Genomic DNA, 22,679 nt, shown 5'->3' on the forward strand with positions numbered 1-22,679 from the left:
CTGCGCGTTGGCAGGTGCGGCGCTTCATGTAGTCAGTCACACCAGGCCAGCAGACCCAGCGCAGGACAGGTGCTTAGTTGACCGCGTCCTTCAGGCCCTTGCCGGCCTTGAACTTCGGCTGGCTGGAAGCCTTGATCTCCATCGCCTCACCGGTACGTGGGTTACGGCCGGTCGAAGCCTTGCGCTTTGCGACCGAGAAGGTGCCGAAGCCCACCAGGCGTACTTCGTCACCATCCTTCAGCGCGCCGGTGATGGCATCGAACACGCCTTCGACCGCCTTGGTGGCGTCGTTACGCGTCAGACCGCTGGAATCGGCGACAGCGCTGATGAGATCGTTCTTGTTCATTACGGGAACCCCCTAGCCTTTCAGTGGAACAGCCATCGGTGAAGAAAACTGGATTCGTCTTGCGAATGGGTCCGGAATTGAGCGCCTTTTGTGGCTGCTGTCAAAGCGAAAAGCCGCGCTTCCACGGCGATTTATCTCGTTTCTCAGCCGCTTTTCCGTGAAACTGGGCCATGAATGACACAGCGCCCAAGCGAAAGCACGTCCTCAAACAGAAGGGGCAGGCATCGCTGCCCGCCCCTTTCATGTATTGGCGCGAAACCCGCGGAAGGCTTAGCCTTCGTTGCGGACGTCGCGACGTTCTGCAATGCGCGCACGCTTGCCGGTGCGGCCACGCAGATAGTAGAGCTTTGCACGGCGAACCACACCACGGCGCACAACCGCGATGCTGTCGATGTTAGGCGAATAAAGCGGGAAAACACGCTCAACGCCTTCGCCAAAGCTCATCTTACGAACGGTGAAGTTCGAGCCCATGCCACGGTTCGACCGCGCAATGCACACGCCCTCAAAGTTCTGGACGCGCGTACGGGTGCCTTCGACAACCTTTACGCCGACGCGCACGGTATCACCCGCACGAAATTCGGGAATGTCCTTGGCGGCCTTGGTGATTTCCTCGGCTTCGATCTGCTGAATCAGGTTCATGTGCCTGGTCCTTCGTCGTTTTGCTGCGCGCCAGAGGCAGACTGGACCCGAGCGTCCCTGCGACGCCCCCAAAGGTCCGGCCTGCGTGACCGTGTATCGTCCTCCGCCTTGGCCTGACGCCAGGCGGCGATCTTCGCATGATCCCCTGATCGCAGCACTTCAGGGATCGTACGCCCTTCCCATTCAACGGGTCGAGTATAATGCGGGTACTCGAGAAGGCCGTCTTCGAACGACTCCTCCGCCCCGCTGGAAGCCGCGCCCATTACGCCGGGAAGCAGCCGAATGCAAGCATCCAGGAGCATGATAGCGGCGGGTTCACCGCCCGAAAGCACGATATCGCCGACCGATACTTCCTCCACGTCTCGCCCTTTGAAAATGCGTTCGTCGAACCCTTCAAAACGGCCGCACAGGATCGTGACGCCGGGACCAGCGGCCAGGTCGCGGACGCGGGCTTGCGTGATCGGCTTGCCGCGCGGCGTCATGGCGATAACGGGCGCTGCGGGATTGAGCTCGCGCGCATGATCGATTGCGGCAGCGAGGACGTCGACCCGAAGGACCATCCCTGCCCCTCCGCCAGCCGGAGTATCATCGACAGTACGGTGCTTATCTGTCGAAAAACCGCGGATCTGCACGGGGGTCAGGGCCCATTTGCCCTCGCTCAGAGCCCGGCCGGCAAGGGAAACGCCGAGCGGCCCCGGAAACATCTCAGGATATAGGGTAAGAACTGTCGCGGCAAAGGTCATTGCGGCGCCTTGATCCTATTCTGGCTCTACGGCAACGCCGAGGGTTTGCTAATAGCGGACGCGTAGAGGGCCCTATTCCGAGACGAACGGAGATGCGACGATCAGTCGTTCCTCATTCCACTCCGGCACGGCAGCCGAAGTCATCGGCACCATGAAGCGGCGACGCTTTCCGTCGGCTGCAGGAGGACGTTCAATCTCCAGCACGTCGCCAGCTCCAAAGTTCTCGACGGCAATGCAGACGCCCAGATCCTCCCCTTCATCGGAGACCGCATCGAGCCCGATCAGATCGGCGTGATAGTACTCACCATCGCCCAAGGGCGGCATGGAAGACCGCGGTACTGTCAGGGTCGTCCCGCGTAGCTTCTCAGCTGCGGTACGGTCAGCGATCTCGGCGAAACGGGCGATTGCGCCCCCCTTGCCGTCGTCGCGCACCTTCTCCAGCGTCAAGGTATCATGGTTGAAGGCGCGATAGCGCTTAAGCGCCACCACGCCTTCACCAAACAGCTTGAGGCGAACTTCGCCCGTCACCCCATGTGCGCCGGACACTGCGGCAAGGGTGACGGGACGATCCGACTGCAAAGGCATTTCGCGCGCCTGGCCTTAGCCCTCAGCGGCGTCCTGTGCGCTCTCGACCTGCGGGGTCTCGGCAGACGGCTCCACAGCACCTTCGGCCGGCTGCTCGGCAGATACGCCCTGCGCTGCTGCTGCAGCCTCTTCGGCTTCACGCTGCTTCTCAGCCTTGTCCTCGGCGCGCTCCTTGGCCTTCTTGCCCGGCTCACCCTTCTGAGGGTTGTTGCTCGCGGGGCGCTCCTTGATGCCCGCCTTGTCGAGCATGCGTGCGACGCGATCGGTCGGCTGGGCGCCAACGCCGAGCCAGTAGCGAATGCGATCCTCGACGAACTTCACCCGGTTTTCGTCTTCCTTGGCCAGCAGCGGGTTATAGGTGCCGACCTGTTCCAGATACTTGCCATCGCGCGGCGAACGCGAGTTCGTAACAACGATCCGGTAGTAAGGACGCTTCTTCGCTCCACCACGCGACAAACGGATTGCAACTGACATTATAGACCTTTCTTTACAGATATTTAGATTTATTTCTTACCAAACTTGCTAAGATCAGGGATCCCACCGGCACCGCCCAGCGCGCCGCCGAGGCCCGGCATGGCGGCGTCGATGCCGCCTTTGCCGAACATGGCAGCGAGCCCCTTGAGACCGCCCATCTTCTTGATCTGCTTCATGGCCTTGGACATCTCCATGTGCATCTTCAGCAGCTTGTTGACGTCCTGCACCTGCGTGCCGGAGCCGTTGGCGACACGGATCTTCCGCTTCGCATTGAGCAGGGCCGGATTGGCTCGCTCCTTCACCGTCATGGAACCGATGATCGCGTCCATACGCAGAAGCACACGATCGTCCATTCCGGAGGACTGCATCGCCGCCTTGGCCTTCTTCATACCCGGCATCATGCCGGCCAGTGCGCCGAGCCCGCCCATGTTCTGCATCTGCTTGAGCTGCATGCGCAGGTCGTTCATGTCGAACTTGCCCTGCTCCATGCGCTTGGCAAGAGCCTCGGCCTCCTCGATCTTGACGGTCTCGGCAGCCTTCTCGACGATCGAGACGATGTCGCCCATGCCAAGGATGCGGTTGGCGACCCGGCTGGGGTGAAAAACTTCGATCGCGTCGAGCTTCTCACCCGTACCGGCAAACTTGATCGGCTTTCCGGTCACCGCGCGCATGGACAGCGCGGCACCGCCCCGGGCGTCGCCATCCATACGGGTGAGCACGACACCTGTGAGGTCGACCTGCCCGGCAAAGGACTGCGCCACGTTCACCGCGTCCTGGCCGGTGAGCGAGTCAACCACCAGAAGGGTCTCTCGCGGCACCGAAATCGCAGAGACCGCCTTCATCTCGTCCATCAACTGCTGATCGACGTGAAGGCGTCCCGCCGTATCGAGCAGCAACACGTCGAACGCCTGCAGCTTGGCAGCATGCAACGCCCGCGTGGCGATCTCTGCGGGTTGCTGACCTGCAATGATCGGCAGCGTTGCCACGCCGACCTGCTCACCCAGGATCTTCAGCTGTTCCTGCGCTGCCGGACGGTTGACGTCCAGCGAAGCCATCATCGCCTTCTTCCCGTGCTTCTCCTTGAGAAGCTTGGCGATCTTCGCCGTGCTGGTCGTCTTACCCGAACCCTGCAAACCGACCATCATGATGACGACCGGCGGGGTGGCGTTCAGATCGAGTTCCGGAGTCGTTTCACCGCCGAGAGTCTCGATCAGAGCGTCATTGACGATCTTGACGACCTGCTGCCCCGGAGTGACCGAACGCAGCACTTCTTGGCCGATCGCCTTTTCCGTGACCTGATCGACGAACCGGCGCACCACCGGCAGCGCAACGTCCGCCTCGAGCAAGGCGATACGAACTTCGCGCATGGCATCGCGAACGTCTTGCTCCTTGAGCGCGCCGCGACCGCGCAGCTTGTCGAACACACCACCGAGGCGATCGGAAAGGCTGTCGAACATCGCGTTCACTCCACTTGCGGCATAACGCCAAAAACGCCGGCGGACGAAACCTCGTCAACCAGCGTGTAAATAATCACCCCCGATGCAGATCAAAGAGCCACATCGAGTATGGTGAGATTTGCTTCAGACCGGATCGGGAATGAGGGGCTTCGAGAACCGGAGCGCAACGTCATGCAGTACGTCAGCACCAGAAACCTAGAAGGCCGCCGTTCGCAGCCCGGTGTGGAGCAAATATCACCACGTTCGGGAATGGTGGAGCCGAGGGGGATCGAACCCCTGACCTCTACAATGCCATTGTAGCGCTCTCCCAGCTGAGCTACGGCCCCGTTCCATTCATCTACCAGACCCTGGGAGGTCCGGCACCCCCGAGTACCAGCCCCGGGAGGCCGCCCCTCTAGTGGGGCTCTCCGGGGTTGGCAAGGGGAAAATTCAAGGGCGACTGTTTTTGCAAGTCGCCCTGAAAACCTCAGGTGTCGTGCTCGTTCTCATCATCGGTTCCACCGATGCCGAGATCGTCGTCGCCACCCAGATCCACGTCGTTGTCGGGTGAATCGCCGTCGTCATCGATGTCGAGATCCTCATCGGCAAGATCGGTGTCCTCTTCTTGGACAGCCTCCTTCTTCTGAACCTCTTCGAAGGCAACGGGCTGCTTTGACTTCAGCACCGGCTCCGGATGCCACGTATTGCCGCACTCGATGCAGGTGACCGGGTCATCCTTGCCCAGATCATAGAATCGGGTGCCGCATTTCGGGCAGCCGTGCTTGGCGCCCCACTCAGGCTTGACCATGAAAAATCCTCATCTGACGCACACCAGACGGCGCGCGCGGAAAACCTGTACTTGATGGTAAGGCCCTGCAGCGAAATCAAGCCGCACAAGCCGCATCAGGGCGCGCGCCTTGCCATAGGGCACGCCCGCTGTCAAAAGCCGCGCGCTCCCAACGCTGCACCTCTTTACGAAAGCTCCTAAGTGACTGCCGATCCTGCTGCCCTCATGCACCCCCGCCGTTTTTTGCCGACCGGGCCCTTGCGAGGACGCATCAGGGTCCCCGGTGACAAGTCGATCAGCCACCGGGCCATCATGCTTTCGGCACTCGCAGTGGGGGAGAGCCGCATCTCAGGCTTGCTCGAAGGCGAAGATGTGCTGGCAACGGCTGCCGCGATGCGCGCAATGGGTGCGCAGGTGGAGCGAACCGGCGAAGGGGCATGGGCGGTCCACGGCGTCGGAGTGGGCAGTCTGCTCCAGCCCGAGCAAGCACTCGAGATGGGCAATTCGGGAACATCGACGCGTCTTCTGATGGGGCTGATCGCCAGCCATCCTATCCAGGCGACGTTCACCGGTGACGCAAGCCTCTCGAAGCGGCCGATGGGGCGAGTGATCGAGCCCCTCTCGCAGATGGGAGCAGAAGTGAACGCCAGCACCGGCGGAAAACTGCCGCTGATCCTGCGCGGCGCTGCACCGGCTGTGCCGATTTCCTACCGTCTCCCCGTGGCGTCCGCACAGGTAAAAAGCGCGGTGCTGCTCGCAGGACTGAATACGCCAGGCGTCACGACCGTCATCGAACCGGTGCCGACCAGAGACCATTCAGAACGAATGCTGCGCGGTTTCGGCGCAGAAGTAAGTGTCGATATCGAGCCGGACGGAACCCGCGTCATCAGCGTGACAGGCCATGCGGAACTTCGCCCCCAAGTCATTGAAGTCCCTGGAGACCCGTCATCTGCCGCCTTCTTCCTGGTAGCGGGGCTGGTCGTCCCCGGCAGCGACCTGGTAGTAGAGAACGTCGGCCTTAACCCGACCCGCGCCGGCCTGGTGGAAGTCTTGCGTGCGATGGGCGGTTCCATCGACGAAGTCGCCAGACGCGAAGTCGGTGGTGAGCCAGTCGCCGATCTACGTGTCCGGCACTCGGCTTTGAGCGGCATCGAAGTCGACCCTGCACTTGCGCCAAGCATGATCGATGAATTTCCGGCGCTCTTCGTGGCAGCCGCCCTCGCCCAGGGCACGACAATCACCACGGGTCTCGATGAACTCCGAGTCAAGGAATCAGACCGCCTATCTGTCATGGCCACGGCCCTGCAAGCTGCGGGCGCGCGCTTGGAAGAGCTCGAAGACGGCCTTGTCATTCACGGGTCGGCAGGGGAACCCTTGCGCGGAACACAAGGTGCCATCGCCACTCACCTCGACCACCGTATTGCCATGTCGATGGCCGTCGCCGGGCTAGCAAGTCGCACTGGCGTCGAAGTTGACGATACGCGACCGATCGCCACCAGCTTTCCCGCCTTCGAGACTATGCTCGCGCAACTGGCAACTGAAGAGCCCGCAGTATGATTGTCGCCGTGGACGGGCCGACCGCATCGGGTAAAGGCACGATTGCTAAGGCCATCTCCTCCCATTTCGGGCTCCCTCATCTGGACACGGGACTGCTCTATCGAGCGGTTGGCCGTCAATGCGCGCTCAATGGCGGCGATCCGGATGACAGCGCGGACGCTCTGGCCGCAACAAAGTTCGCAGATGGGCTGCTACAGGACCCAGAGCTTCGCTCGGAAGTCAGCGGTGGTTTGGCGAGCAGAGTCTCATTGCACCCGGCTGTACGACAGGCACTTTTCGACCGTCAGCGTTCATTCGCCCTGCGGCCTGGAGGCGCTGTTCTCGACGGTCGGGATATCGGTACGGTCATAGCGCCCGATGCTCAAGTTAAGCTATTCGTCACCGCCAGCGTGGACGCTCGCGCAAGGCGTCGTTTCCTTGAGATGCAGCAACAGGGTCGCCCCACAACACTGGCTGACATTGCCGCGGATCTGGCAGAACGCGACGCGAGAGACCGAGAGCGCTCTGACGCACCACTGCGAGCAGCATCGGATTCCATCCTGCTCGACACGTCGGATCTCGAGCGCGAAGCGGCCGTCGCCGCAGCGATTGACCTCGTTCGATCAAAGGTAATCTGAGGCGCAGCTCCCACCTGACCGCGCGGCCAATTTCCTTGCGTTTCCGGCGAGACAGCGATAAGCGCCGCCGGTCTGCCAGGATCCAACGACTCTGAAGGACGCCGTAGACGGTAATCGGCCCCTACGGCAGTTCGGCCCTTTTTGGCCCGTTGACCGCATGGTGCGGCGGCGGAGGAAAGACCGGCGGAACCAACCGCCTGGCCGGAAAAGCGATAGATAGAGAGACACTCTGCATGGCCACTGCGGCAAATCCTACTCGCGATGATTTCGCGAAAATGCTCGACGAGCAGCTCGGCGGCGCCGGGGACGAAGGCTTCGAAGGCCGCGTCGTCAAGGGCACCATCACAGCAATCGAAAACGACAAGGCCGTTATCGACGTTGGCCTTAAGAGCGAAGGCCGCGTTTCGCTGCGCGAATTCGCCCGTGGCGAAGACGAGCACGGCCTGAAGGTTGGCGACGAAGTCGAAGTCTACGTTGACCGCGTGGAGAACGCCGACGGCGAAGCGATGCTGTCGCGTGACCGCGCGCGCCGCGAAGCCGCCTGGGACAAGCTCGAAAGCGAATTCGGCGAAGGCAAGCGCGTAGACGGCGTGATCTTCGGCCGCGTCAAGGGCGGCTTCACTGTCGACCTCGACGGCGCCGTGGCCTTCCTGCCCGGCTCGCAGGTCGATATCCGTCCCGTGCGTGACGTCGGTCCGCTCATGGACATCCCGCAGCCCTTCCAGATCCTCAAGATGGATCGCCGCCGCGGCAATATTGTCGTGTCGCGTCGCGCCGTCCTGGAAGAGACCCGCGCCGAGCAGCGCAGCGAACTGATCGACAAGCTGACCGAAGGTCAGGTTATCGAGGGCGTGGTCAAGAACATCACCGACTACGGTGCATTCGTCGACCTCGGCGGCATCGACGGCCTGCTCCATGTCACCGACATGAGCTACAAGCGCGTCAACCACCCGAGCGAAGTCATCAACATTGGTGACACCGTGAAGGTGCAGATCATCCGCATCAATTCCGAAACGCAGCGCATCTCGCTGGGCATGAAGCAGCTCGAGAGCGATCCCTGGGAAGGTGCATCGGTCAAGTACCCGGTCGGCGCGAAGCTGCATGGCACTGTCACCAACATCACCGAATACGGCGCCTTCGTGGAGCTGGAGCCGGGCATCGAAGGCCTGGTCCACGTTTCCGAAATGTCCTGGACAAAGAAGAACGTCCATCCGGGCAAGATCGTCTCGACATCGCAGGAAGTCGACGTGGTGGTCCTCGAGGTCGACTCCGAGAAGCGCCGCATCAGCCTTGGCCTCAAGCAGGCAATCGGCAATCCTTGGGAGGACTTCGCGGAGAAGCATCCTGTGGGATCGACCGTGGAAGGCGAAGTCAAGAACGCGACCGAATTCGGTCTGTTCATCGGCCTTGATGGCGACGTCGACGGTATGGTTCACATGTCGGACATCGCATGGGGCATCTCGGGCGAGGACGCTCTGGCGCTTCACCGCAAGGGCGAGCAGGTCCAGGCCGTGGTTCTCGACGTTGACGTCGAGAAGGAGCGCATCTCTCTCGGCATGAAGCAGCTTGAGCGCGGTGCTCCGGCAGCTGGTGTCGCAGCAGGCGGCAGCGGTTCGCTGCGTCGCGGTGAAGTCGTTACGGTCACGATCCTTGAAGTGCGCGACGGTGGCCTGGAGGTTCAGGCTGGCGACGATGGTGCCACCGGCTTCATCAAGCGCTCCGACCTTGGTCGCGACCGCGACGAGCAGCGTCCTGACCGCTTCCAGGTGGGTCAGAAGCTCGATGCTATGGTCATCGGCTTCGATCGTTCGAAGAAGCCCAACTTCTCGGTTAAGGCGCGTCAGCTCGCCGAAGAGAAGGAAGCGGTTGAGCAGTATGGTTCTTCCGACTCGGGTGCGTCGCTGGGCGACATCCTCGGCGAGGCGCTCAAGAACCGCTGAGTTTAAGACGACAGGCGGGCTCGCAACTCGGGCCTGACCTGCACACGACAGGGCTTGCAGCACTGTCACAGCCAAATAAAGAAGCCCGTCCGGCATTGCTGGACGGGCTTCTTCTTTTCGCACGCGCGATACAGCACTTCCGAGTTGACCGCTAACTATCAAGGAGTCCGGAAAAATCCGGTGCCAGGAGATCTGGAGCATTTCCGCTCAAGGGGTAAATCTCTAGTACGGTGCGCGAGGAGAGATACCATGCTCGAGGTCCATCAGTTCCCCTGCCTGTCCGACAATTATGGGTTCCTGCTGCATGATCCTGCGACACAGGAGACGGTCTGCATCGACACTCCAGATGCAGAAGCGTACCTGCGTGAGGCGCATGGCAGAGGCTGGCAAATCACCCAGATCTGGAACACCCACTGGCATCCTGATCACGCTGGCGGGAACGCCATCATCAAGGCAGCGACCGGCTGCACCATCGCCGCGCCGGAAGAGGATTCTCACAAGATCGAAGGTGTCGATCGAACGCTCACAGGCGGCGACACCTTGCGTATCGGAAGCTATACAGCCCAAGTCATCGATGTTGGGGGCCATACCCACGGCCACATCGCCTACTACCTACCGGAGGCACGTCTCGCGTTCGTCGGCGACTCGCTGTTCGCGTTGGGCTGTGGCCGGATGTTCGAGGGAACGGCACCGCAGTTCTGGCGCAGCCTGGAGCGCCTGAAGCAACTCCCGCCTGAGACACTGCTCTATTGTGCACACGAGTACACGGCATCGAATGCCCGCTTCGCTCGGTACGCCGATCCCGACAACGCGGCTCTTGCAGATTACATACGCGAAGTTGAGCACCTGCGTCAGCGTGGCCTCCCCACAGTACCGATGAAGCTGGAGCGTGAAATCGCCACGAACCCCTTCCTAAGGGCCGATTCTGACGAGCTTCAGAGACGTTGGGGTGGAAAAGATCCGGTAGAGACCTTCGCCACTCTCAGGCAGGCAAAGGACACATTCTAATCTTTAATGGAGCAACCACTGCGCGTGAGAGCCACTTCGTGGGGCTGTAGTGCGTAGAAGCATTATCAAGATGACCTCTTTGCAGCCGAAGGCTCGGAGAAGAGGCGCTGGCAAATCCGGACTGTCTCCGCTCAACGTGGAGACGCTCTAAAACCTTGGACCAGCGGGCGATCTGATTGCGGACACGAGCCCTGCCCATCTCGGCTATTGACGTACCTGACGTATCAGACACCGGGACCGTGGCATGACTTTCTCATACGAAAACCCCCGCGCTAGGCGGGGGCTTGTCTTGATCAGCACATCTGGCAAAACTTTAGATTGCGCCGATCGACTGATCCACCATGGCTCTATCTGCATCCGCCGTGTAGTTCGTGCGGATGAGACCTTGAGCTGCACCTGCAGCTGCGGCGGCAGCCTTGATGCGGACCTCCGAGAGAGCGGCGAGTTCAGCCGCGCTGATACGATCCTCCGCCATCTTCTCGCGCCGCGCGATTAGATCACGGGTGTCGACTTCCGCTTTAGCAACGATGGCTTCCGCCTCACGCCGGGCGTGATCGAGCATGGACGCCGCATCCTTCTCCGCGTTCGCGATCTTATCGGCATACTCCTTTCGGAGCGCCTCCGCCTCAGAACGAAGAACCTGAGCCTCAGCAAGCTGTGCCTTGATCTCGTCGATCTTGGCATCAAGCCCACCTGCGACCATCTTATGAACGCCCTTCCAAAGCGCGATCAAGATGAGCACCAACATAGATGCGCTGACGACGGCGACTGGCGGCGCCACTCCCAGCAGCAGCGGCTCGGCATGATGAACCTCTGCTCCGGCATGCACGCCATTTTCCGCAGGTACACCGTGGTCCGCCGCGGGCATTGCGGTGTCAGCCATGAGCCATCGTCTCCTTCACTGCCGAGCGTGCGGCGCCTTCGTCGACCGAGAGACCGGCGATACGGTTCACGATTTCCCGCGCGGCATCGCTTGCCACGTTTTCAATCTCCGCAACCGCTGAAACGCGGGCTTCAGTAATGCGAGCCTCTGCAGTCGCCAATCGCTCATCGATCGTGCGCTGTGCAACTGCCAGTCGATCTTCTGACGCGACTGCAGCCTTGGTCCGGGCCTCGGCAATCAGTGCCTGCGCCTGGGCGCGGTTCGCGTTCTCACGCGTACGCCAAGCTGCCTCCTCACCATCCGCTTCGGCGCGAGCGCGCTCTGCGGCTGCAAGGTCGTTAGCAATTTGCTTGTCCCGCTGTGCGACGGTGTCCATCACCTTTGGAACCATACCCCGTCCGACAAGGAAGAAGATGAGGCCAAAGAAGACGAGCAGCCAGAAGATCTGGCTGGCATAAAACTCGCCCAGCTGTGCGATCTGAGGCATGGATCAGCCCTGTTTGAGGAAGCCGTAGATACTATGCCGGAAAGGTCGCCCCGCACAATGCGACGCGACCATCCAGCGTGCGACTGATCAGGCGAAGATCAGAAGCGCGGCGACGACGAACGAGAGCAGACCGAGAAGCTCCGCACCGGCGAAGCCGATGAACAGACGGCCCTGCTGTGCATCCGCCGCACCGGGGTTGCGCAGCGCGCCTTCGAGGAACTTGGCGAAAACCGAACCCACGCCGATCGAAGCGAGACCGCAACCGATTGCAGCGAGACCGGCACCAAGCAGCTTTGCAGCTTCTGCGTCCATTTCAAAAACTCCCTTTTTAAAACCGTTAGTCGATGAAGATCAGTGAAGGTTCTCAGCGTCGTTCAGATAGACGCAGGTGAGAAGCGCGAACACATAGGCCTGGATGCCGGCCACGAGCAATTCGAGCGCGCAGATACCGATCATCAGGATGAAACTGGGTAGCCCGGCAAGCGCGAACAGACCGATGTTGGCATTGCCGCTGCTGATGACGAAGCTGGAAAGCACCTCAAGCAGAACGTGCCCTGCCATCATGGCAACGAACAGTCGCAGGCCGAGGCTGAACGGACGCACGAGGAAAGAGATGAGCTCGACCACGAAAATCAGCGGGATCATCACCAGCGGCGTGCCGTGAGGTACGAATAGCGAGAAGAAATGCAGCCCATGCCTTGCAAAGCCAACGATGATGACGATGGCGAATGTAAGTACCGCCAGAACGCCAGTCGCCGAGAAATGGCTGGTGAACGTGAAGGCATGAAGTCCGATCACGCCCAGCGGGAGCAATCCGAGGAAGTTGGCGAACAGAATGAACATGAAAAGCGAAAAGAGATACGGGACGTATTTCTTGCCTGCCGGCCCGACGTTGGCTGCGAGAAGCCCATCGATAAAACCGGTGAAGCTCTCAACCGCCATTTGCCAGCGGCCGGGCACCAGTTGCCGCTTCATCCCACCCGCGACGAACAAAACGAGCAGAACGGCTGAGATCGCCATCCACAACGCAGAGTTCGTAAAAGGGATATGGTAGCCCGCGATCTGCCAGTTTTCCGTACCGAACAGAGGTTCGATAGTGAACTGATGCATCGGATCGACTTTGCCCGCCTCGGCTGCCACGTCTTACCTCTTGCCTTATCTAGAACATGCGCAACAGCGCCCGAGGAGATCCCAAAAGGATCAGTCGGAACGCCGGTTCGACATCCGGATGATGTTCCTGAAGGCTACGATAATTCCGAGGAACATCATAACCAACAGACCCCAGGGCGCGGTTCCGGCGAAGTGGTCGATCACCCAGCCCAAGAACACGCCTCCCACGATACCCCCCAGCAGGTCAGCGAGAACGCGATTTCCGGCACGATAGCTATCGTCCGATTCCGCGTTAGACGCTACCTTGGTGCGCGCTTCTTCCCGCTCTCGAGCGGCACGAAGCCGCTCGTTAAGCGCGTCAACCCGCGCATCCTCGCCAACAGGATCTCGTGCGTCAGCATCATCGTTCATGTCAGCCCCCCATATTCATCAGGAACTTTCGACACGCCCGACGACCTGCCCGCCGTAGGCACCGGCCCCTTAGGGTGGGGTCGGAACCAAGTCAACCGGTGCAGGAGCTTTGATCCGGTTTATCCCGCTCCATTCCCTCCGTCCGGCTGTTTACGGGCAGCGTGGGTCGCGAATAGGCGCCCCGGAGCCGCGGGTCTGCCAGGTGCCGTCAGGCGCCTGATACTTCTCGCCGGGCGCGGTACGCTGAATCAGGATGCACCCTTGCGTGAATGCATACTCCTGCACCGTGACGTTCTGCGCACCGGCGCGGTCCGTATAGTTGGCGCGGCGCTGAATATTGATCTTGTCCACCAGGGCGCGGACGTCGCCAGGAGCCGCTCCGACAACCCCCAGATAGCCGTCCGGCTTCTCGCCTACCTGGCCAGCGGCGCGTGCGGCGGCGTAGGCCGGATCGCGTTGTGCCCACGCAGGCCCCGCGATAGCTAGGGATGCCAACGCAGCAGCAGCGGCCAGGGCCGACCAGCGACGGGAAGAGAATTGAGCGATCTTTTTCATTAAAAAATATCCGGATTGGCTTCGATGTTTTGCTTCACGTCCTCAGCAAGGCGGTAAATCACTTCCTGCTTAATATTGATATTGAGCTCAATGACGATCGGCTTGTCAGGTGCGTTCACCGAAATGCAACCTCCGAGTCCTGCGACCAGCGCTAGTAGTACAGCCGCCGCGGGTAGTTGCAGCGGTGCCCCCTTGCGGTCCTGTCCCGCGGCGATTTCGCGATCTTCCGCAAGGCGAAGAGGAACGACTGGGTTAAGGCATCTCATGGCACGGTCTCGCTTGCGGTCGGCTGAATAAGGGGTTGCTGGGTATCGATAGTGACAGAGGGCGTTCTCAAGCGCGGAATGGGTTGTCCCTGCGCGTCTACGAGTCCCAAGGACCGCGGGTCCCTTACGTACGAGGAGTCGTAGAGAGATTTGAAAGATGTAAGTAGCTGGAAGAACGGAGCCCGCAGATTCACAATGAACTGAATTGGCAGTTTACCGATACGCCGGGTAATAAAGTTCCTGGAGGCGCCCTCGCCTTGGGTGACGCCGGAGAATCGCAAGCGGGTGACGAGTTCCCCCTCTATAGCCCCATTCATCCCGATGCTCATTTCGCGGTAATCGAGAGACCGGAGCGCATCGAAGGCGAAGTTCGCCATCGTGGAAAGATCCTTGTACGTCAGTTCCCCCACGTAGGAGACGTTTCCGCCGGGTGGGCGTGAGATGAGAAGGCCATCTACGATCCGCCCGCCGTTCTGATCGAAGACAAGCGGCAAGGTTCCGTCGAAAACGCCGGTCGCGTTAAGATTGGCGATGTCGAGGCGCTGAACAAACAAGGCGGCATCCGCGCCCCTCAGCTCAAGGGTGTACCGCTGCACCTCGTCAGTGCCGACCGCCATGGTCGTAGGCAGCAGGCGCAGGGTTCCGCCGACGAACGGCCAACGCCCGTCCTGCACCTCGATGACGTAATTGGGACGCAAGGCGAATGTGATCTTCCCGTCGTTGACCTCGATACCGGGATTGATGGAGGCAACCCGCAGCTCTTGACCGGGTGCAGTGACGAGGCCCAGCAGATCGGTGAAACGAACGGTCCCCGAGACCCCTTGCACCGGTCCGAACGCAGCAGCGAAGTCCAGCCTTTCCGTTGAGAACTGCCCGGTGCTTTTTACACCAGCGTCATCCCACGCGATCACACCGTTGCCGCGGACCGTTCCCTGGGTGTTGGCGACGACGCCTAAAGCAAGTGTGGTCAGCGCCTCAGGTTGAAGATCCGGGCCAAAGGTAATTCCTGACACCGTCAGGTCGGCACGCCCCCGCGCCCTCGAAAGATCGTGACGTATGTCTGCGAGCAGAACTGCTCGGCCACTTCGAGGCTCGCGCAACAATGCCTCGGCCTGGATAACATTATCCCTCAGCGTGAGCGTGGCGTTGCGCGCAATCAGCGGCTGGAAGCGATCGACCTGCTCGCGATCCTCGAGGCGAAACGCGCCGTCGCTCAAGGTCAGGACACCTTCGGCGTAGCGCCAGACACCACGCGTATCGTGGAGATCCAAAGGCACTGCATATAGCGAAACGTCGGACCCGTCGAAGCTTCCGCCAAGCTCACCCTGCGCCTGCGCGGTCAGGTTGGCGATCCGGAAGCGCGACGCTGTTGCCTCCGGCCCCAGTCCCACTTCTACCGATTCCGCAGTGATCAAACCCGGGTACGCGAATCCCACTTGGCCGCTTGCAAGGCGAATCGGTGTCTCACCCAGACGCCCCGTAAGATCGAGAGCCGCCAATCCCCCGGCAACACTCAGGTTGCCGGCGGCCAGGCGCATCAGGGGGCGTCCGGGCACCGGGCAAACGGTGACCCGCCGCCGATCAATGGCAAGATTGGCGACCGCCAGACCGTCAAAGCTCACCTGCGTGCACTCGTGCCACAGAGCAAGAGCTCCGGCATGCAGCGTACCCTCCACAGGCAGAAGGAGATTTCGCGCCCCCCCGCCAGGGAGCGCTCCGCTCATCAAAACTGCGCCGCCGAAGCTCAGGTCGCCGGACTGCGACTGAACGATGTTGAAACGTGGCACGGCGATGCTTGCGTCCGCTGCGCGATAACTCGGCATCTGCATTTGGAGGCTCAGCTTGCCACTATCGGAACGCTCGACGCGCCCAGCAATTCTTGGAAGCCCCTTACCGCCGGTAACGTAATTGCCGCTGACGGTTGCCAATGCGCTGTCTTTGCCCAGAAGCTGGAACCGGGAGACAGCGAGCAACGCCTCTCCGCTGCGCCCTCTCAGGCTCGCACGCGGCACGACGAGTGACAGACCTTCTGGGCCCCGACGGGCAAGAAAACTGCCGTCTAGTTTACTGCCGCGCGATTCTCGGCGAAGGCTGGTGCGAAGCTGTGCCAGCAGAGGCTGGAGCAATGTGCCCTGAGTGCCCTGCTCTGCCTGTACCAATGCATCGTGCAGCGTGGCACCGACCGCTAGGTTATCGGCGTCAACGTCGCCCTCGAGCTGCAGACGTGCGAGTTGCTGACCGCCGCGCAGCCTTCCGGTCACATGGAACCGCGCTGCACTCGCCTGACTTGCTTGCAGCTGACTGGCGGAGATGTCGTAACGCGCGGTCAACTGGTCGTTGCGATACGTGAATTTCCCTGACCCTTCGAGCGCCTCTGTAGTACTCTGCCCCACACCTGCGCCGCGATTGACGAGCTCGACTGTGCCCTCACCTCCGTCGAGCGACGGCGCGAGCGTCACGTCCAGTTTGAGGGCAGTGCGAGCCAGGCGCAGGGCTTGCTCAGAGCAAGCGAGGCCGCCCATCCGCAGCGGGCCATCCCAACGCGGCTTCTCGGATCGGATCGTTAGCTGGCCATATGCCGTGGTATTGCGAAGCCTACAGTCGCCAACCTGCAACTCTGGAGCGACTGCGGCGATCTCGCCAGAAAAACCGCTGCGCAGCGGCCCCGCTCCCTCAACCTTGACCCCGACAGGACCGTACTCGCTTTCAACAAGAGCGCGCCCGTCGACAATGGCGACGTCGGTATCCGGAAGGCGAAACGGCTCCTTGCTTCCTGTAAACAGAACTTTGTCGAGGGCGCCAAAACTCGGCTGGCCGTCTACGATACTGCCGTAAAGACGCGGGCGGATGAGTGTAATGCGGCCGACACCCGGCAATCCGAAGCGCAGCCGCGTTGCAACTCTCACCTCGGCTATCGTGAGATCGGGCCGATTCGCATCTCCGATCACAAGATTGCGGATGATCTGTTCATCAGGCCCGATCTTGGCAATCTCGTAACTGCCAGACAGGCCCAAGCCCTTGAGCTGGTCTTCGATATAGCCATCGGCGATGGTCTTGCGGCTAAGCCAAGTGTACGCAATCGCTGCGGCAATAAGAACGAGGACGCAGGCCAGCAGCAGCCGAATCAGCCGTCTCGGCAGCCGCTTTGTGCTTTCGTTTGCGGGCAATTCTTCTTCGTCGACCATCCTAGGCTCACTTGCGCTGAGGAACCTTGAAAGGCAATGAATTCCCGCTGATGGCCGACGAACCAAACCTGTTTGGCGCACCTGTTGCTGCTCCGCCTACCGTCGGTCACGACCCCAGCGGTCACCGAAGCCGGCTGCGTCAACGCTTGCTGGAGGGCGGCGACGAAGCGCTCGGCGACCATGAAGTCATCGAGATGCTGCTCATGCAGGCAGTTCCCCGACGGGACATGAAACCTCTCGCTCGCACCTTGCTGGACCGTTTCGGATCCCTGGCGGGTGTTCTGGCGGCCGACAGCCGCACCCTCGCTGCACACCCGGGCATGGGTGAAGCGACGGCCGCAGCGCTTAAGATCGTGACTCTTGCCGCGCGCAGGCTCGCGCGTCAGCGGATCCGAGAAGCACCGGTGATCAGCTCATGGCAGGCCCTGATCGACTACCTCACCATCGACATGGCTCACCTGACTCGCGAACGCGTGCGCGTTCTCTACCTCAACGCGCGAAACATGCTCATCATGGATGAGCATGTCGGAGACGGCTCCATAGATGAGGCGGCAATCCACCCGCGCGAGGTAATCCGGCGTGCGCTCGATCTCGGCGCGACGGCGCTGATCCTCGTCCACAATCATCCGAGCGGCAATGCGCAGCCGAGTCGGGCCGACGTCGAGATCACGAATCGCATCGCCGAAGCAGGTCGCCTGCTGGGCGTGACAGTGCACGATCACATCGTGATCGGAAAGGAAGGCCATGTATCGCTACGAGCGAAAGGGCTGATCTGATGTGCGTCGCCGCGGCGGCCTGGAATGCGCACCCTGATTGGCGCCTTGTGGTGGCGGGCAACCGGGACGAGTATCACGCACGCCCCGCCGCCGCGCTGGAGCGATGGGCCGATGTGCCGGGTCTGATTGCCGGACGTGATCTCAGCGGTGGTGGAACGTGGCTGGGCATCCATGATGCGGGCCGGTTTGCGCTCGTCACCAACTTTCGCCAGCCGGAGGGCCCAAAACCTGGGCGTCCCTCGCGTGGCGGGCTGGTCACCGACCTGCTGGAAGGCCGAACTCCTCAACACCTCGCAGAAATGAACCCGTTCAACGTGATTCACTGCGATGGACCAGACGCATGGTTCCTGACTAACTTTCCGAGCGTACACCAGGAACCGCTGGCATCTGGCATTCACGGGCTGTCCAACGGCGGTTTTCACGACCGTTGGCCCAAGACGCTCCAGCTGGAGAGCGCATTAAGAAGCTGGCTGGTTCAGGAGACCAGCGACCTGACGCCGCTGTTGGACGCACTGAGGGTTGAGACACCCCCGCCGAGTACTGCGACGGCGTCTGGAGGGCCCGAGCCGCGCTTTGCGCCCGTCTTTATTAGCGACGCCCTGTACGGTACTCGCTGCTCAACCGTGGTTGCCGTCAAACGCGACGGAAGCGGGACCATCGCCGAACGGCGTTTCGATGAAGAAGGAATCGCGACTGGGGAAACCCGGCTGGACTTTCGCTGGCCTGCAACCTAGCGGCACCGGCACTACTTCAGCCACTTTCCTGGATAGATCGAGGAGTTCGCCATGGTCCCCCGCTACGCCCGTCCCGCCATGACTGCGATCTGGGAGCCCGAAGCCCGCTATCGCATCTGGTTCGAGATTGAGGCTCACGCTGCGGTGAAGATGGGCGAACTCGGCGTCGTTCCGGAAAGCGCCGGCCGCGCGCTGTGGGACTGGTGGGCGACCAATCCCGCTATCGATGTCGCTGCAATCGATGCGATCGAAGCCGTGACCAAGCATGACGTGATCGCGTTTCTGGACTGGGTGGCGCAGCAAGTCGGGCCCGAGGCGCGATTCATGCACCAGGGTATGACCAGTTCCGATGTGCTGGACACTACGCTCAACGTCCAACTCGCCCGCGCTGCAGACATCCTTCTCGATGACCTCGATGCGCTACTCGCTGCAATCAAGCGGCGGGCCGAGGAGCACAAGTACACGCCAACCATCGGCCGCAGCCACGGTATCCATGCCGAACCGGTGACCTTTGGCCTGAAACTGGCGCAGGCCTACGCCGAATTTGCCCGCTGCCGTAAGCGGCTCGTCGCCGCACGGGAAGAGATTGCCACTTGTGCCATCTCGGGTGCCGTGGGCACCTTCGCCAACGTTGACCCGTCCGTGGAAGAGTACGTTGCACAGAAGCTCGGCCTTGAAGTCGAGCCGATCTCCACCCAGGTGATCCCGCGCGACCGGCATGCGATGTTTTTCGCGGTGTTGGCTGTGATTGCCAGCTCGATCGAGCGGCTCGCAGTAGAAGTTCGCCACCTTCAGCGCACAGAAGTCCTTGAGGCAGAGGAATACTTCTCACCCGGACAGAAGGGTTCGAGCGCCATGCCGCACAAGCGCAATCCCGTTCTGACGGAGAACCTCACCGGCCAGGCCCGCATGATCCGGTCCTACGCGATGCCGGCCATGGAAAATGTCGCTCTATGGCACGAGCGGGACATCTCGCATTCGTCGGTAGAGCGCTTCATCGGCCCCGACGCAACGATCACTCTGGATTTCGCTCTTGCCCGCCTCACCGGCGTCATCGACAAGCTGCTCATCTATCCGGAGCGCATGCAAAAGAATCTCGACCGGATGGGCGGGCTGGTGCACTCTCAGCGCGTTCTGCTTGCGCTCACACAGGCCGGGCTCAGCCGCGATGAATCGTACCGCCTGGTTCAGCGCAACGCGATGAAGGTCTGGGAATCGGATGGGCAACTCTCGTTGCTCGAATTGCTCAAGTCCGACCCGGAGGTCGCAGCAGCGCTGCCAGCACAAACCATCGAGGAGAAGTTCGATCTCGGCTACCACTTCAAGGAAGTGGATCGCATCTTTGACCGCGTCTTTGGTGCCTGAGGTCGGCTCTTCCGGGCCTTCGGCTGCCGTGTTACCGCTTATGCTCATGGTCTCAGCGTGAGGGAGATAGAACATGCAGGTCATACGCACGCTCCTGTGGGTCACGCTGACAGCAATCCTCGTGGCCTTCATCGCCATGAACTGGACGAAGGTGCCCGTGAATTTCTGGCCTCTCACCGGTGGCAACTACGTCCACTTCGAATGGCCCGTCGGGGTGGTGGCGCTCGTGTTCTTTCTCTTCGGTGCCGTCCCGATGTGGCTAGTTCACCGTGCAGCACAGTGGCGCCTGAAGCGGCGAATCCACTCACTGGAAAATACGATGCTCGCCGTCGGTGCATCACCCTCGCCGGCGATGCCCGAGGCGTCCCCCTCAATCGAACCCGAGCTCGCGGCGCCTTCCCTCGCGCCGGGCTCATCAGCCTGACTCTGGAAAACAGCAGAAGATGAACCGGAATCCCGTTTACCTCGCACTGGATCTGCCGCGCCTAGATGCTGCGGAAGCCCTCGCCCGCAAAGTTGCCGGCCATATCGGCGGGATCAAACTGGGCCTCGAATTCTTCTGCGCCCATGGCCACCATGGCGTTCTCGAACTGCACAAGCTTGGCCTGCCGATTTTCCTCGACCTCAAGCTGCACGACATTCCCAACACAGTCGCCGCTGCGATGCAGGCTATCCATGTTCTGGAACCGGCGATTGTCACCGTCCACGCAGCAGGCGGGCGAGCCATGATGGAGGACGCCAAGGCAGCCGCGGGCGAGCACTGCAAGGTGGTGGCGGTTACGGTCCTGACCAGCCTCGACGAGGCAGATCTGTCCGCGACGGGAATCTCCTCCACCGCGCATGACCAAGCGCTGCGTCTCGCCGAACTGGCGCACTCTGCGGGTCTCGATGGGATCGTCTGTTCGGGGCACGAGGTTGGTGCCGTGCGTCAACAGTGGAAGGACGGCTTCTTCGTCGTGCCGGGATTGCGGCCCAACGAGAGCACGGGAAAAGCATCTGGCGATCAGAAGCGCACCGTCACCCCGCGTGAAGCGCGTGATGCTGGTGCTTCGGTGCTGGTGGTCGGGCGCCCGATCAGCCGTGCAGAAGATCCCCTCGCCGCAGCACGAGCGATCGAAGCCACTCTGTAGGACGAGGTCGGCAGCTTACCGGCTCCCTGGCTTCTGATCTTTGTTAATCGGTTCAGCCTGACGCAACCTCGCCAGCGGCAGATCGTTCGGCGATGCATAGGATGGAGGAACCCGAATGAAATTTGTCCCGCTTGCTGTCGGGGTGGCACTCGCCACCGCATCTGTCGCGCCGGCCCACGCGCAAATGACGCCAGCGATCCCGGCTATCGACGCCGGCCATACGCTGCTGACGGTGACGGCGGAGGGCTCTTCGACGCGCCAGCCGGACATGGCGCTATTCAGCGCAGGCGTGACGACGCAGGGCGACACAGCGAGCCAGGCCATGGCCGAGAACTCGCGCAAGATGACGCAGGTGATCGCAGCTCTCAAGCGTGCGGGCATCGCAGAGCGGGACATCCAGACGAGCAACCTGAACCTCAGCCCGGTCTATGCTCAGCCCAAGCGGCTGCCGGACGGTAGCTATGAGGATCAGGGGCAGAGAATCATTGCTTACCAGGTAAGCAACACCGTCTCCGTCAAACAGCGTAAGCTGGGCGATTACGGCAAGGTGATCGATGCGCTCGTCTCGGCCGGAGCGAACCAGGTGAATGGGCCCAACTTCATGCTGTCCAAGCCCGAAGTGGCAATGGACGAGGCGCGCGCCGAGGCCATGAAGACGGCCCGGCAACGCGCACAGCTTTACGCGCAAGCTGCGGGCCTGCGGGTCGCGGGTATCGTGTCCATCAGTGAGAGCGGCGGCTATGCGCCACAACCGCCCATGTATCGCGAAATGATGGTAACGTCGAAGCGGGCGGATGCTGCTCCGCCTCCACCAGTCATGGGCGGAGAACTGGAGACGAACGTCAATCTGACGGTGCAGTTCGAACTCACACCCTGACGGTTCAGCGCCACACGCGCTGCGCCGAGCTTAGGCGAGCTCTTCCAAGGGCGTGAATATGATATAAGGGCGTCGTTATGACGACGCCCGCCATAAAGATCTGCGGCATCAACACGCCGACTGCCCTCGACGCGACTATCGCAGCTCGCGCCGATTACGCTGGACTAGTGTTCTTCCCTCGCAGCCCCCGCAATGTCTCACTCAACGATGCCGCCATCCTGGGCTCGCAGGCGAAGGGACGGATCGGCACGGTCGGTTTGTTCGTTGATGCCGATGACAGCTTGATAGCTGAGGCCGTCGCCGCAGCATCCCTCACCGTTTTGCAACTGCACGGGACAGAACCGCCCGATCGAGCGGCACACCTGCGCTCTCGGTTCGGTCTGCCGGTGTGGAAGGCTGTCTCGGTCGCCGGCACACAAGACCTCGCCCGCGCCGCATCCTACCGCGGTGCTGCCGATCTCGTGCTTTTCGACGCAAAGACACCTCCGGGCACTCTTCCAGGCGGGATGGGGTTGAGCTTCGATTGGTCGCTGCTCAATAATTGGTCCGGCGGGGTGAACTGGGGGCTCGCCGGTGGCCTCAGTGCCCGCAATGTCGTGAACGCACTGCAAACCACACGAGCATCACTCGTGGACACGTCCTCGGGCGTCGAGACCGCGCCGGGTGTGAAGGACCCAGATATGATCGCCGCCTTCTGTGCCGCCGTGCGCGGTGCCTGAAACCCCTCAAGCTGCGTCACCGCCCTTCAGGGCCGTGGACAGCGTAGAC

General features: G+C 61.5%; 26 protein-coding genes and 1 tRNA gene. 11 read left to right on the forward strand and 16 right to left on the reverse strand.

Annotated elements, in window-relative coordinates; all coding sequences use genetic code 11:
• Window positions 1-73: 73 nt before the first annotated feature.
• From ABUH87_RS14005 to ABUH87_RS14040, 8 genes are all read right to left on the reverse strand, one after another.
• Window positions 74-346, reverse strand: coding sequence for an HU family DNA-binding protein (locus ABUH87_RS14005; RefSeq protein WP_367774625.1), 273 nt, complete (start codon window positions 344-346; stop codon window positions 74-76).
• Window positions 347-616: 270 nt separating this feature from the next.
• Window positions 617-985 (reverse strand): 50S ribosomal protein L19, encoded by a 369-nt coding sequence (gene rplS, locus ABUH87_RS14010; protein WP_367774626.1) that lies wholly within the window; start codon window positions 983-985, stop codon window positions 617-619.
• A complete protein-coding gene (gene trmD, locus ABUH87_RS14015; RefSeq protein ID WP_367774627.1) occupies window positions 982-1,728 on the reverse strand; it encodes a tRNA (guanosine(37)-N1)-methyltransferase TrmD in 747 nt (248 codons plus the stop codon). The genes rplS and trmD overlap by 4 nt, the downstream gene beginning before the upstream one ends.
• A gap of 72 nt (window positions 1,729-1,800) precedes the next feature.
• The gene (rimM, locus tag ABUH87_RS14020; protein WP_367774628.1) at window positions 1,801-2,313 is read right to left on the reverse strand and encodes a ribosome maturation factor RimM; all 513 of its coding nucleotides are present in this window, start codon (window positions 2,311-2,313) and stop codon (window positions 1,801-1,803) included.
• A 15-nt stretch (window positions 2,314-2,328) separates the two neighbouring features.
• Complete coding sequence (rpsP, locus tag ABUH87_RS14025) at window positions 2,329-2,787, reverse strand: 30S ribosomal protein S16 (RefSeq protein WP_367774629.1); 459 nt, start codon at window positions 2,785-2,787, stop codon at window positions 2,329-2,331.
• A 29-nt stretch (window positions 2,788-2,816) separates the two neighbouring features.
• The gene (gene ffh / locus ABUH87_RS14030) at window positions 2,817-4,244 is read right to left on the reverse strand and encodes a signal recognition particle protein (RefSeq protein ID WP_367774630.1); all 1,428 of its coding nucleotides are present in this window, start codon (window positions 4,242-4,244) and stop codon (window positions 2,817-2,819) included.
• Between the two features lie 250 nt (window positions 4,245-4,494).
• Window positions 4,495-4,570: transfer RNA gene (locus ABUH87_RS14035), tRNA-Ala, on the reverse strand.
• A gap of 140 nt (window positions 4,571-4,710) precedes the next feature.
• Window positions 4,711-5,031 (reverse strand): TIGR02300 family protein, encoded by a 321-nt coding sequence (locus ABUH87_RS14040; RefSeq protein ID WP_367774631.1) that lies wholly within the window; start codon window positions 5,029-5,031, stop codon window positions 4,711-4,713.
• A gap of 204 nt (window positions 5,032-5,235) precedes the next feature.
• On the opposite strand from ABUH87_RS14040, the gene aroA reads away from it, so the two are divergent.
• The 4 genes from aroA (at window position 5,236) to gloB (ending at window position 10,132) form a co-directional block, all read left to right on the forward strand.
• A complete protein-coding gene (gene aroA, locus ABUH87_RS14045) occupies window positions 5,236-6,567 on the forward strand; it encodes a 3-phosphoshikimate 1-carboxyvinyltransferase (RefSeq protein ID WP_367774714.1) in 1,332 nt (443 codons plus the stop codon).
• Window positions 6,564-7,184 (forward strand): (d)CMP kinase, encoded by a 621-nt coding sequence (locus ABUH87_RS14050; protein ID WP_367774632.1) that lies wholly within the window; start codon window positions 6,564-6,566, stop codon window positions 7,182-7,184. The genes aroA and ABUH87_RS14050 overlap by 4 nt, the downstream gene beginning before the upstream one ends.
• 233 nt (window positions 7,185-7,417) lie before the next feature.
• Window positions 7,418-9,124, forward strand: coding sequence for a 30S ribosomal protein S1 (gene rpsA / locus ABUH87_RS14055; RefSeq protein ID WP_367774633.1), 1,707 nt, complete (start codon window positions 7,418-7,420; stop codon window positions 9,122-9,124).
• 249 nt (window positions 9,125-9,373) lie between these two features.
• Complete coding sequence (gene gloB, locus ABUH87_RS14060; RefSeq protein WP_367774634.1) at window positions 9,374-10,132, forward strand: hydroxyacylglutathione hydrolase; 759 nt, start codon at window positions 9,374-9,376, stop codon at window positions 10,130-10,132.
• Window positions 10,133-10,445: 313 nt separating this feature from the next.
• Here gloB and ABUH87_RS14065 read toward each other — a convergent pair whose 3' ends face one another.
• The 8 genes from ABUH87_RS14065 to ABUH87_RS14100 all read right to left on the reverse strand — a co-directional run bounded on the left by ABUH87_RS14065 (window position 10,446) and on the right by ABUH87_RS14100 (window position 17,029).
• Entirely contained in the window at window positions 10,446-11,015 is a 570-nt protein-coding gene (locus ABUH87_RS14065) for a F0F1 ATP synthase subunit B family protein (RefSeq protein WP_367774635.1), read from the reverse strand.
• On the reverse strand, window positions 11,008-11,502 hold the full coding sequence (locus tag ABUH87_RS14070) for a F0F1 ATP synthase subunit B family protein (RefSeq protein ID WP_367774636.1): 495 nt from the start codon (window positions 11,500-11,502) through the stop codon (window positions 11,008-11,010). Before ABUH87_RS14070 ends, ABUH87_RS14065 begins: the two co-directional genes overlap by 8 nt.
• Before the next feature lie 87 nt (window positions 11,503-11,589).
• Window positions 11,590-11,814: a F0F1 ATP synthase subunit C gene (locus ABUH87_RS14075; RefSeq protein ID WP_007013775.1), complete on the reverse strand. Its 225-nt coding sequence runs from the start codon at window positions 11,812-11,814 to the stop codon at window positions 11,590-11,592.
• 39 nt (window positions 11,815-11,853) lie between these two features.
• A complete protein-coding gene (locus tag ABUH87_RS14080; RefSeq protein WP_367774638.1) occupies window positions 11,854-12,642 on the reverse strand; it encodes a F0F1 ATP synthase subunit A in 789 nt (262 codons plus the stop codon).
• Between the two features lie 60 nt (window positions 12,643-12,702).
• Window positions 12,703-13,023 carry an AtpZ/AtpI family protein gene (locus ABUH87_RS14085; protein WP_367774639.1) on the reverse strand — a complete coding sequence of 107 codons (321 nt, stop codon included), beginning with the start codon at window positions 13,021-13,023 and terminating at the stop codon, window positions 12,703-12,705.
• Window positions 13,024-13,173: 150 nt separating this feature from the next.
• Window positions 13,174-13,578 (reverse strand): YdbL family probable chaperone protein, encoded by a 405-nt coding sequence (locus tag ABUH87_RS14090; protein WP_367774641.1) that lies wholly within the window; start codon window positions 13,576-13,578, stop codon window positions 13,174-13,176.
• Window positions 13,578-13,844, reverse strand: a complete 267-nt coding sequence (locus ABUH87_RS14095) for a YnbE family lipoprotein (protein ID WP_367774642.1) — start codon at window positions 13,842-13,844, stop codon at window positions 13,578-13,580. Before ABUH87_RS14095 ends, ABUH87_RS14090 begins: the two co-directional genes overlap by 1 nt.
• Entirely contained in the window at window positions 13,841-17,029 is a 3,189-nt protein-coding gene (locus tag ABUH87_RS14100; RefSeq protein WP_367774643.1) for an intermembrane phospholipid transport protein YdbH family protein, read from the reverse strand. Before ABUH87_RS14100 ends, ABUH87_RS14095 begins: the two co-directional genes overlap by 4 nt.
• A 50-nt stretch (window positions 17,030-17,079) precedes the next feature.
• Between ABUH87_RS14100 and radC the strand changes: the two genes are divergently transcribed.
• The 7 genes from radC (at window position 17,080) to ABUH87_RS14135 (ending at window position 22,630) form a co-directional block, all read left to right on the forward strand.
• Entirely contained in the window at window positions 17,080-17,805 is a 726-nt protein-coding gene (radC, locus tag ABUH87_RS14105) for a RadC family protein (protein WP_367774644.1), read from the forward strand.
• Window positions 17,805-18,539: an NRDE family protein gene (locus tag ABUH87_RS14110; RefSeq protein ID WP_367774646.1), complete on the forward strand. Its 735-nt coding sequence runs from the start codon at window positions 17,805-17,807 to the stop codon at window positions 18,537-18,539. The genes radC and ABUH87_RS14110 overlap by 1 nt, the downstream gene beginning before the upstream one ends.
• A gap of 51 nt (window positions 18,540-18,590) precedes the next feature.
• Window positions 18,591-19,904, forward strand: a complete 1,314-nt coding sequence (purB, locus tag ABUH87_RS14115) for an adenylosuccinate lyase (protein ID WP_367774647.1) — start codon at window positions 18,591-18,593, stop codon at window positions 19,902-19,904.
• A gap of 73 nt (window positions 19,905-19,977) precedes the next feature.
• Window positions 19,978-20,328 (forward strand): lipopolysaccharide assembly protein LapA domain-containing protein, encoded by a 351-nt coding sequence (locus ABUH87_RS14120; protein ID WP_367774649.1) that lies wholly within the window; start codon window positions 19,978-19,980, stop codon window positions 20,326-20,328.
• Window positions 20,329-20,347: 19 nt separating this feature from the next.
• Window positions 20,348-21,034 carry an orotidine-5'-phosphate decarboxylase gene (gene pyrF / locus ABUH87_RS14125; protein ID WP_367774650.1) on the forward strand — a complete coding sequence of 229 codons (687 nt, stop codon included), beginning with the start codon at window positions 20,348-20,350 and terminating at the stop codon, window positions 21,032-21,034.
• 115 nt (window positions 21,035-21,149) lie between these two features.
• Window positions 21,150-21,911 carry an SIMPL domain-containing protein gene (locus ABUH87_RS14130; protein ID WP_367774651.1) on the forward strand — a complete coding sequence of 254 codons (762 nt, stop codon included), beginning with the start codon at window positions 21,150-21,152 and terminating at the stop codon, window positions 21,909-21,911.
• 77 nt (window positions 21,912-21,988) lie between these two features.
• Window positions 21,989-22,630 (forward strand): phosphoribosylanthranilate isomerase, encoded by a 642-nt coding sequence (locus tag ABUH87_RS14135; protein WP_367774653.1) that lies wholly within the window; start codon window positions 21,989-21,991, stop codon window positions 22,628-22,630.
• The last annotated feature ends 49 nt before the right edge of the window (window positions 22,631-22,679 follow it).

This window comes from Novosphingobium rhizovicinum (assembly GCF_040813635.1).
GTDB lineage: Bacteria > Pseudomonadota > Alphaproteobacteria > Sphingomonadales > Sphingomonadaceae > Novosphingobium > Novosphingobium rhizovicinum.

What these genes read in the sequence shown, in the direction of transcription:
- ABUH87_RS14005 (WP_367774625.1), bottom strand. Translation starts at nt 346, where the DNA reads ATGAACAAGAACGATCTCATCAGCGCTGTCGCCGATTCCAGCGGTCTG.
- ABUH87_RS14065 (WP_367774635.1), bottom strand. Translation starts at nt 11,015, where the DNA reads ATGGCTGACACCGCAATGCCCGCGGCGGACCACGGTGTACCTGCGGAA.
- gloB (WP_367774634.1), top strand. Translation starts at nt 9,374, where the DNA reads ATGCTCGAGGTCCATCAGTTCCCCTGCCTGTCCGACAATTATGGGTTC.
- ABUH87_RS14100 (WP_367774643.1), bottom strand. Translation starts at nt 17,029, where the DNA reads ATGGTCGACGAAGAAGAATTGCCCGCAAACGAAAGCACAAAGCGGCTG.
- ABUH87_RS14070 (WP_367774636.1), bottom strand. Translation starts at nt 11,502, where the DNA reads ATGCCTCAGATCGCACAGCTGGGCGAGTTTTATGCCAGCCAGATCTTC.
- aroA (WP_367774714.1), top strand. Translation starts at nt 5,236, where the DNA reads ATGCACCCCCGCCGTTTTTTGCCGACCGGGCCCTTGCGAGGACGCATC.
- ABUH87_RS14110 (WP_367774646.1), top strand. Translation starts at nt 17,805, where the DNA reads ATGTGCGTCGCCGCGGCGGCCTGGAATGCGCACCCTGATTGGCGCCTT.
- ABUH87_RS14090 (WP_367774641.1), bottom strand. Translation starts at nt 13,578, where the DNA reads ATGAAAAAGATCGCTCAATTCTCTTCCCGTCGCTGGTCGGCCCTGGCC.
- ABUH87_RS14120 (WP_367774649.1), top strand. Translation starts at nt 19,978, where the DNA reads ATGCAGGTCATACGCACGCTCCTGTGGGTCACGCTGACAGCAATCCTC.
- rpsA (WP_367774633.1), top strand. Translation starts at nt 7,418, where the DNA reads ATGGCCACTGCGGCAAATCCTACTCGCGATGATTTCGCGAAAATGCTC.
- ABUH87_RS14075 (WP_007013775.1), bottom strand. Translation starts at nt 11,814, where the DNA reads ATGGACGCAGAAGCTGCAAAGCTGCTTGGTGCCGGTCTCGCTGCAATC.
- ABUH87_RS14130 (WP_367774651.1), top strand. Translation starts at nt 21,150, where the DNA reads ATGAAATTTGTCCCGCTTGCTGTCGGGGTGGCACTCGCCACCGCATCT.
- ABUH87_RS14135 (WP_367774653.1), top strand. Translation starts at nt 21,989, where the DNA reads ATGACGACGCCCGCCATAAAGATCTGCGGCATCAACACGCCGACTGCC.
- purB (WP_367774647.1), top strand. Translation starts at nt 18,591, where the DNA reads ATGGTCCCCCGCTACGCCCGTCCCGCCATGACTGCGATCTGGGAGCCC.
- radC (WP_367774644.1), top strand. Translation starts at nt 17,080, where the DNA reads ATGGCCGACGAACCAAACCTGTTTGGCGCACCTGTTGCTGCTCCGCCT.
- trmD (WP_367774627.1), bottom strand. Translation starts at nt 1,728, where the DNA reads ATGACCTTTGCCGCGACAGTTCTTACCCTATATCCTGAGATGTTTCCG.
- ABUH87_RS14040 (WP_367774631.1), bottom strand. Translation starts at nt 5,031, where the DNA reads ATGGTCAAGCCTGAGTGGGGCGCCAAGCACGGCTGCCCGAAATGCGGC.
- ABUH87_RS14085 (WP_367774639.1), bottom strand. Translation starts at nt 13,023, where the DNA reads ATGAACGATGATGCTGACGCACGAGATCCTGTTGGCGAGGATGCGCGG.
- rimM (WP_367774628.1), bottom strand. Translation starts at nt 2,313, where the DNA reads ATGCCTTTGCAGTCGGATCGTCCCGTCACCCTTGCCGCAGTGTCCGGC.
- ABUH87_RS14050 (WP_367774632.1), top strand. Translation starts at nt 6,564, where the DNA reads ATGATTGTCGCCGTGGACGGGCCGACCGCATCGGGTAAAGGCACGATT.
- pyrF (WP_367774650.1), top strand. Translation starts at nt 20,348, where the DNA reads ATGAACCGGAATCCCGTTTACCTCGCACTGGATCTGCCGCGCCTAGAT.
- ffh (WP_367774630.1), bottom strand. Translation starts at nt 4,244, where the DNA reads ATGTTCGACAGCCTTTCCGATCGCCTCGGTGGTGTGTTCGACAAGCTG.
- ABUH87_RS14095 (WP_367774642.1), bottom strand. Translation starts at nt 13,844, where the DNA reads ATGAGATGCCTTAACCCAGTCGTTCCTCTTCGCCTTGCGGAAGATCGC.
- rplS (WP_367774626.1), bottom strand. Translation starts at nt 985, where the DNA reads ATGAACCTGATTCAGCAGATCGAAGCCGAGGAAATCACCAAGGCCGCC.
- rpsP (WP_367774629.1), bottom strand. Translation starts at nt 2,787, where the DNA reads ATGTCAGTTGCAATCCGTTTGTCGCGTGGTGGAGCGAAGAAGCGTCCT.